9 protein-coding genes are annotated in these 7,306 nt (G+C 41.1%); 6 read left to right on the plus strand and 3 right to left on the minus strand.

The annotated features are described in order from the left end of the window. Positions 1-1,062, minus strand: a complete 1,062-nt coding sequence (locus VPNCDNU1_RS24250) for an ABC transporter ATP-binding protein (RefSeq protein ID WP_104402742.1) — start codon at positions 1,060-1,062, stop codon at positions 1-3. Positions 1,063-1,307: 245 nt separating this feature from the next. On the opposite strand from VPNCDNU1_RS24250, the gene VPNCDNU1_RS24255 reads away from it, so the two are divergent. Beyond that, positions 1,308-2,138: a glycerophosphodiester phosphodiesterase gene (locus tag VPNCDNU1_RS24255; RefSeq protein WP_104402743.1), complete on the plus strand. Its 831-nt coding sequence runs from the start codon at positions 1,308-1,310 to the stop codon at positions 2,136-2,138. Positions 2,139-2,258: 120 nt separating this feature from the next. Next, entirely contained in the window at positions 2,259-3,383 is a 1,125-nt protein-coding gene (locus VPNCDNU1_RS24260; protein ID WP_104402744.1) for an ROK family protein, read from the plus strand. Between the two features lie 161 nt (positions 3,384-3,544). On the opposite strand, the gene VPNCDNU1_RS24265 is transcribed toward VPNCDNU1_RS24260, so the two are convergent. Next, positions 3,545-3,799: a YgjV family protein gene (locus VPNCDNU1_RS24265; protein WP_104402745.1), complete on the minus strand. Its 255-nt coding sequence runs from the start codon at positions 3,797-3,799 to the stop codon at positions 3,545-3,547. 309 nt (positions 3,800-4,108) lie between these two features. Continuing rightward, on the minus strand, positions 4,109-4,423 hold the full coding sequence (locus VPNCDNU1_RS24270; RefSeq protein ID WP_101113960.1) for a DUF496 family protein: 315 nt from the start codon (positions 4,421-4,423) through the stop codon (positions 4,109-4,111). Between the two features lie 192 nt (positions 4,424-4,615). On the opposite strand from VPNCDNU1_RS24270, the gene VPNCDNU1_RS24275 reads away from it, so the two are divergent. The 4 genes from VPNCDNU1_RS24275 (at position 4,616) to VPNCDNU1_RS24290 (ending at position 7,086) form a co-directional block, all read left to right on the plus strand. Then, positions 4,616-4,801 carry a hypothetical protein gene (locus VPNCDNU1_RS24275; protein ID WP_104402746.1) on the plus strand — a complete coding sequence of 62 codons (186 nt, stop codon included), beginning with the start codon at positions 4,616-4,618 and terminating at the stop codon, positions 4,799-4,801. Positions 4,802-4,843: 42 nt separating this feature from the next. After that, the gene (locus tag VPNCDNU1_RS24280) at positions 4,844-5,506 is read left to right on the plus strand and encodes a YceH family protein (protein WP_104402747.1); all 663 of its coding nucleotides are present in this window, start codon (positions 4,844-4,846) and stop codon (positions 5,504-5,506) included. Then, the gene (locus tag VPNCDNU1_RS24285) at positions 5,503-5,781 is read left to right on the plus strand and encodes a GIY-YIG nuclease family protein (protein WP_104402748.1); all 279 of its coding nucleotides are present in this window, start codon (positions 5,503-5,505) and stop codon (positions 5,779-5,781) included. The genes VPNCDNU1_RS24280 and VPNCDNU1_RS24285 overlap by 4 nt, the downstream gene beginning before the upstream one ends. Positions 5,782-5,946: 165 nt before the next feature. Beyond that, entirely contained in the window at positions 5,947-7,086 is a 1,140-nt protein-coding gene (locus tag VPNCDNU1_RS24290; protein ID WP_104402749.1) for a conjugal transfer protein TraF, read from the plus strand. The last annotated feature ends 220 nt before the right edge of the window (positions 7,087-7,306 follow it).

The following is a 7,306-nucleotide window of genomic DNA, read 5'->3' on the forward strand; positions in this document are numbered from 1 at the left end:
CTAGACCCCCTCCAAAAAACGAATCGCGTTTCTTGGTAATTGAAACGAGACTTTATCGCCAGCTTTGCAGCTCATTTTTTGATGGAGCTGAATGCGAATTTTTTGACCACAAGGCTCGTCCGCTGCTCGCCCGAATAAGTCAGTGACATTCCCAAGGAAAGCGAGATTCTCGACCTGGATTAGGAATTGATTTTCGTCGCCGTTAAGTGCTGCATGAGCCGATTCAGGACGCCAACAAACGTAAATGTTTTCTGAAATAGGCGCGGTGTCGGATTGGGTAATAAAGATGCCAAGTTCGCACTCGACTCGGTATAAATTGGCGGTGTCAGTGTGAGAAACCTTGGCAGGTAGAATGTTTGCAGCTCCTATAAAATCGGCCACAAACCGGTTTTTAGGTTGATAGTAGATTTGCTCAGGTGAGCCTATCTGTTCAATGCAGCCTTTATTCAGCACCACGATTTTGTCACTCATTGCCAATGCTTCAGCTTGATCGTGAGTCACATAAACTGTTGTTAGGTTTTGTTCTTTCTGAAGCGATTTGATTTCGAATCGGACGCTTTCACGAAGCTTGGCGTCAAGGTTAGATAACGGTTCGTCAAATAGAATCACATCTGGTCGCATGACCATTGCTCGTGCTAGAGCAACACGTTGTTGCTGACCGCCAGAAAGCTGGGATGGTAATTTATCCTTATGATCTTCTAGCCCGACTTGAGCGATTGCCTCGGCTAACCTTGTGCGCTGCTCCTCTATCGGCATCTTCTTTTGAACCAACCCAAAGCAAATGTTGTGAGAAACACTTAAATGCGGAAAGAGAGCATAAGATTGAAAACACATTGCTGTGCTTCGTTTCTCGGGCGGTTGTTGATCGACTTGGTGTCCGTTGATATGAATTTCGCCAGAATCCAAAGGCAGAAATCCACCTATCATTTTTAGAAGGGTGGTTTTTCCGCATCCGCTTGGACCCAGAAGGGTAACAAACTCTCCGGCTTTTGCTTCAAATGAAATATTGTCTGAAGCAACAAAGTCTCCAAACTTCTTAGTCACATCCTTAATTTGCAACATCGGCTTTTTTCTTCCTTATTAAACTTGCCTACAAAGAATAATCCTAATCAATGATTCTCAAAAATATTGTGACGAGCTTCTAGTTATTGGATAAGTAAAGCCAGTTTTGTAAGCTGTAAATACATAAATATTTGAATAGTAAATGGATAATATAATAATAAAATAATCAACAATAAGAGATTGAACATCACTCATAGATGGATTACAGTTTTATTAAACTTTTGTATAAAGAATAAGGTTGCTGTATGTCATTTAATTTCCATGTGGCTCATTTGGGAAAGGTCCTCGTTAATAGTCATAGGGGGTATTGTCATGTTTATCCAGAAAATACACTTCCTGCATTTGAGGGAGCGTTGCAGGAAGGAACACATTCCATTGAGATAGATGTAGCGATGACCACAGACAATGAGATTGTTGTTATCCACGACCACAGTGTCGACCGCACCTCTAACGGAACTGGGTATGTTGAGCAAATGAGTTTGTCTGATTTAAGCGCGCTCGATTTTGGTGGTTGGTTTCACCCATCGTTTGCAGGCACTAAAATTCCGACGCTTAGAGAATGTTTAACTTGGGCAATGGATAGTGGGGTTGGATTGGTTGTTGAGGTGAAACAACGCAAGCGACATATGGAATTTATTCGCGAGCTAGATAAACTGCTAAATTCGTTACCCGGTAGCATCGAACACATTCAGCTTCTTTCGTTCGACCACGTTTTACTCAATATCGCTAAAAACGAGATAGAAAACTTGAACATTCAAGTGGTGACGTTGGCACGTTACAATGATCAGCTTGCAGCGGTTAAGGCCTCTAATGCGGATTGCGTTTGTGTTGAGTATCCTCATGTTCATGTTGATGATCTACAGGCATATAAGGCCGCAGGATTGTGTGTCAGAATGTTTTTGCCAACAATGAGTAACGGTTTATCTCCTACTGAACATTTTAATCGGCATTTTGGGTATGATGTTCATAATGAAATAATCGGTTGGTTACGTGACGGACTCATTGATATGATCAGCCACGACGATATAGCAATGCTGAAATCTTTGGTTTACGAAGCAGGGCTTGAACCCGTCTAAAATACCGAATGTTGATGATAGAAAATATAATTTAACCGCGAAAGGTCAACAGACTCTAGCTCAATAAGCTCATGTATTTTTTTAAAGTAAAAGCAGTATAAAGGGAAAAAGTATCGGAACATGTTGTCTCCAATTAAACCACTTCAACTTAGCCTGACAGAAGGGCAAAAAAAGGTTCTTGGCGTTGTTCGTCAACACGGTTCTTTACCAAGAACAAAAATTGCCGAGTTAACAGGGTTTGGTACAGGCTCTGTGACGACTCTTTGTAAAGAGCTATTGAGCTTACAACTTATTCAAGAAAGTGAGCGAGTGAAAGGCGGTCGTGGACAGCCAGCAAAACCCGTTTCATTATCGCCTTATGCCGCTTTTACTTTTGGTGTGGCTTTTCATATCGCAAAGATAGATTTAGCGCTTGCCAATTTTACTGGTGAGATATTGGATCGCGTTGAAATTTTTTACGACGAATCTCAACCCGTAACAGATACCGTAATTCTCATTGAGAAATCGATAGAGAAACTGACGATAAAGCATAGATTAATGAATGCTCGAATTCTGGGAATAGGGGTTTCGATGCCAGGTCCGCATATGTCTGATGGCAAATGTGTGCACACGATCGATCAGATGAAACATTGGAGAGATGTCGATTTAGCGGCGTTATTCGGAGAGCAGTTCGATTACCCAGTCTGGATCGATAACGACTGTAAGGTTGCTGCTGTCGGTGAATATTATTCCGGGCTTTGGGAAGAGACAAAGCATTTAGTTCTGATTGAAATTGGTCACGGGATTGGCGGGGCCGTGATCATGGATGGAAAACTTTATTCAGGCAGGCACAACAATGCTGGTGAAATTGGAACGTTTTTTAATCGACGTGACAAATTGAGGCCGTGCCTTCGAGAACTGATCATTGAACTTCAAGATGCAGGATTAGATGTGGTGAAATTGGAAGACATTCCCGACATCTCTCATCCGATTGTTGCGAATTGGATTAAACGTTCTGCTGAAAGGTTAATGCCTGCATTACTGCTTACTCTGAGTTGGTTTGACCCTGAATGTGTTGTGATTGGTGGAACCTCGCCAAAGGCAATAAGCGATGCATTGATTAAAGAGATGGATCTAACTGCTGAGTGGAATAGCCGCTTTGATTACCCAGTTGCAGAGATAGCCTCTTCCAGAGTTGGAAAGTATTTGTCATCCTACGGGGCGAGTATGTATCCCGTATTTCAGACTCTTTCTTACCAAACATAGAGTTTTTTAACAAATTCAGTGTTTTTTATCAAAAATAGTAAAAGACCCAATGGCAATGCGATTGGGTCTTTTGCTATTTATACCCAAGTATCTTGACGTGACTTGGGTATAGCATTTTCTTTTAAAACTTGGCTGCACTTTAATTGGTTAGGGAAAAGTGTTTACGCTTTTGCCGTTTCCAAGTTTTCTGATTTTTTCTCGTTATACATCTTGAGAAGGAAGTATACATTCACACAAGCGATAAATCCGTTGGTGACGACTACAGGCATAGCGTCGATCATTAATCCATAACTTGTGAAAAGCGCGCAGCCAATAAAGTTAAGGACTCGAAGCAATACGATGTCTTTCATCATAAGCGAGATCGCTACCATAATTGACGATGCGTAACCTAAAATTTCTACAGTGCTAAATTCCATTAATTGACCCTCATAGTCTCATCGGTGTTACAGCTACCAATTCTTCTCTTCATGAGATGGTGGGGGTTATCCTTGCCCCGAATGGTCATTTTGCTTAACTATAACAAGAGCTGAATAGGTCTGGAATACAAGGTGTTAAGGAAAGTGAAAGTAAGCGATTACGCAAACGTTAAACGTGAAAAATAAATGTTGTATACCGATATATGTTGAATCAATCAGTAAGGTTTGGCGTGAAATTTGTTAAAGGAAAGAAAATAAAAACCCCTGCGGAGCAGGGGTTCGAAAGCGGTTTTGGATAAGCGAGTAGGCTTATTTTTTACCTTGAGTTTGCTTATCTGCTTCTGTTAGCTCGCGGATTTTACGGCTAATGTCGCGGCGAACCTTAGATATTTCAGCGCTCTTAATGATGTGGTCATCAACGCGATCTTCATAATCGGCTTTCATGTTTTTGATGATAGCAACGATTTCATCAGGCTTCATTTCTGGCTTGATGTAGTCCAATAGGTTTTCTAGTAGATCAACACGCTTAGTGTTATCACGAATTTTCTTATCGTTGTCCTGCAACTCACGCTTTAGTTTGTTCTTACGACGAGCTTGGTTAACGATTTCAAATACGTTGTTCATAGGATTTTTTCCCCAAAATCAAAACGAGTAACTTTTTTTGATTAAAACATAATGCAGGAACGCTTAACAGACTTTAGATCAATCCCTTGCATCTTATGGTGAAAAATTAAACATACACTCTGAGAACAGTTGTGTTGAACTCCTGAACCGCTATATCATCTTCCTAAGTATTTAAACAATTACCACGAATCTATGACACCTATCGATGAATGCGACACCAAAGAGAACGGTACTTCCACAAGAAGTAAGCTAGGTTCCTCGTATAAAACAGGTCGTCAGTTACAAGAAATTACCGAGATAGAACTGAGCCGAAGCAAAATAGTTGTTCTATCTTTGGATGGCAAGCCACAACGAATTCCTTTGGTCACTAACCACTAGATAAGGGTTGGTATCAGGGGGGAGAACAAAAAGGAAGGTTGAATGAGCATTGAATTGAACGCTATTGAAGCTCGCGTGATTGGCTGCTTAATAGAAAAGGAAGTGACTACGCCAGATCATTACCCGCTTACTTTAAACAGCTTAACGTCTGCATGTAATCAGAAGAGTAATCGAGACCCTGTGCTCTCATTATCTGAAGGTGATGTACAAAACGCCTTGGACTCGCTTATACAACGTAGGCTCGTTACCGACGAAAGCAGCTTTAACTCTCGCGCTGCGAAGTATCAGCATAGGTTCTGTAATACAGAATTTGGAAGCTTGAAATTTACTGCACAAGAAAAAGGGATAGTTTGCTGCATGCTGCTCAGAGGAGCGCAAACTCCAGGAGAACTCCGTACACGTACAAACAGGCTTTGTACCTTTACTGATGTAAAAGAAACTGAAAGTGTATTGGAAGGGCTTGCTGCACGTGAAGAAGGGGCGTTAGTTGTAAAACTACCTCGTGAACCTGGAAAGCGCGAATCTCGCTATCAACACTTATTCTGTGGTGAGGTTGATATCGAATCACTTGCTACTGTTTCTATCGAGCCTTCCGGTGATACAGCGAGAGTAGATGCGCTAGAAAATGAAGTTGCTGAGCTTAAACTAGAAGTATCTGAGCTTAAGGATTCCCTTGATCAGCTTCGAGCACTAATTAATCAATGATCAATAAAGACGCATGGTTTGTTTACCTTGTAAGAGACAAAAACGCGTCTTTGTATTGTGGCGTAACCGACCATGTCATTCGTCGGTTTCGCCAGCATCAAGCGGGTAAAGGAGCAAAATTTTTACGCGGAAAAATGCCTTTAACACTTGAGTGGTTCTATGTTGCTGACTCTAAAAGCGCAGCGTTAAAGCTAGAATACAAAATCAAGCAATTGCCAAAATCTCAGAAAGAAAAGCTCGTTTCTGGTGAATCTCTTTTTACTTTCCTAAATTAACATTCTGTTTCTTTTCCGGTTCAACCTTCCTAAAAGGCGTTGTAGATCACATTAAATTGCGGTCATCATCCAAGCCATACATTACAATAATCTATTGAAAGAGAGATTATCTTCATATCATTTATGAAAATAGTTGAGCTATATAAATAATAATTGGAATAGATTATGAATAACAAAAATGCAGTGGTGTTTGGCTTATCCTTGTTGTCGCTGTCTGTCAGCGCAGCTAATCATGTCGCCGATGGGCGCGGAAATGGTATGGGGAATACTGGGGTTGCCTCAGGGGAATACTTAGTTGCTCCATTCTACAATCCAGCGCTTGCTGCGGTTAGTGAAGATTCAGATGATTTCGCACTGCTTATTCCCGCTGGTGGAGTGAAAGTTCGAGATACCGACAACGCAATAGAACTCATTGATGACGTGCAAAATACGTTTGAAAAAGTGCAGTCATCACCTAGTACAGCTTTACTCCAAGAGCTAAATGGTCACCTAGATTCATTGTCTGGTCACAAGCCTCTTACCGCATCTGGGAACTTGGGAGTTGCGGTAGCAATACCAACTCAAGTTGTGTCAGCGAACTTATTTACTGCCGGCTATGTTGAAGTCATCGGAGTAACAGATGTAGCGTCGAAAGTATCGGATGGTCTGACCGATACCACTCAGCGGGTTCAAAACACCACTGTAGATTTGGTTGCCTTTGGCTATACCGAAGTGGGGGTAGCGTTAGCAAAGCAACTCAATGTCGGTGGTCAGCAATTTTCTTTTGGTGTGACTCCTAAGTTTCAAAACCTGACTACGTATTCGCAAAACATCAATGTTAATGACTTCAAAATCAATGACTATGATGAAGGAGAAACAACAGAGTCAGCATTCAACTTAGATTTGGGTGCCGTATGGTTACTTGGTGATAATTTTAGAGGCGCGTTAGCCATTAAAGACGTTCTAAAACAATCAATAACAACTGAAACAAACTTTGTTTATGAACTGTCACCACAGATAACAGTAGGGGGAGCTTTCGTTTCAGAGTTCTTTACCTTGGCGGCAGACGCTGATCTGACGGCTCAAACGCGTTTTGTTGGAGTCGATGATGATACGCAGTTTGTCCGGCTCGGAGCAGAAGCGAACGCTTGGGACTGGGCTCAATTACGATTAGGTTATGAGATCGATACCAAAAGTACGGTAGACAATTCTGTCACATTTGGATTGGGTTTCAGTCCATTTGACGTTGTTAGCATCGATCTAGCCGGCAGTTACGCAGGAAATAATCAATTTGGTGCGTCAGGTAGCTTAGCCTTCACGTTCTAAATTTTCATCTCCTTGGTAAAAAGCAATTTGGGAAGGTCCAGGTTGTTTTTTACTTGGGTATATTATGACTTAGATAATTTGTTGTCATACCTTTCAAATTGGTCACTTTTAATATCAAATTTTTGAATGAATAGAGAATGAAATAATCATTCTTTAGTTAATATCTCCTCCTTTCTGTATTTATATTAAAGTAAATAACACCCCGTTATATATCTATTTG

The sequence above is a fragment of the Vibrio penaeicida genome, from assembly GCF_002933855.1.
Lineage (GTDB): Bacteria > Pseudomonadota > Gammaproteobacteria > Enterobacterales > Vibrionaceae > Vibrio > Vibrio penaeicida_A.

Coding starts and splice junctions, on each gene's coding strand:
- VPNCDNU1_RS24250 (WP_104402742.1), bottom strand. CDS start 1,062: ATGTTGCAAATTAAGGATGTGACTAAGAAGTTTGGAGACTTTGTTGCT.
- VPNCDNU1_RS24265 (WP_104402745.1), bottom strand. CDS start 3,799: ATGGAATTTAGCACTGTAGAAATTTTAGGTTACGCATCGTCAATTATG.
- VPNCDNU1_RS24270 (WP_101113960.1), bottom strand. CDS start 4,423: ATGAACAACGTATTTGAAATCGTTAACCAAGCTCGTCGTAAGAACAAA.
- VPNCDNU1_RS24275 (WP_104402746.1), top strand. CDS start 4,616: ATGACACCTATCGATGAATGCGACACCAAAGAGAACGGTACTTCCACA.
- VPNCDNU1_RS24290 (WP_104402749.1), top strand. CDS start 5,947: ATGAATAACAAAAATGCAGTGGTGTTTGGCTTATCCTTGTTGTCGCTG.
- VPNCDNU1_RS24255 (WP_104402743.1), top strand. CDS start 1,308: ATGTCATTTAATTTCCATGTGGCTCATTTGGGAAAGGTCCTCGTTAAT.
- VPNCDNU1_RS24280 (WP_104402747.1), top strand. CDS start 4,844: ATGAGCATTGAATTGAACGCTATTGAAGCTCGCGTGATTGGCTGCTTA.
- VPNCDNU1_RS24285 (WP_104402748.1), top strand. CDS start 5,503: ATGATCAATAAAGACGCATGGTTTGTTTACCTTGTAAGAGACAAAAAC.
- VPNCDNU1_RS24260 (WP_104402744.1), top strand. CDS start 2,259: ATGTTGTCTCCAATTAAACCACTTCAACTTAGCCTGACAGAAGGGCAA.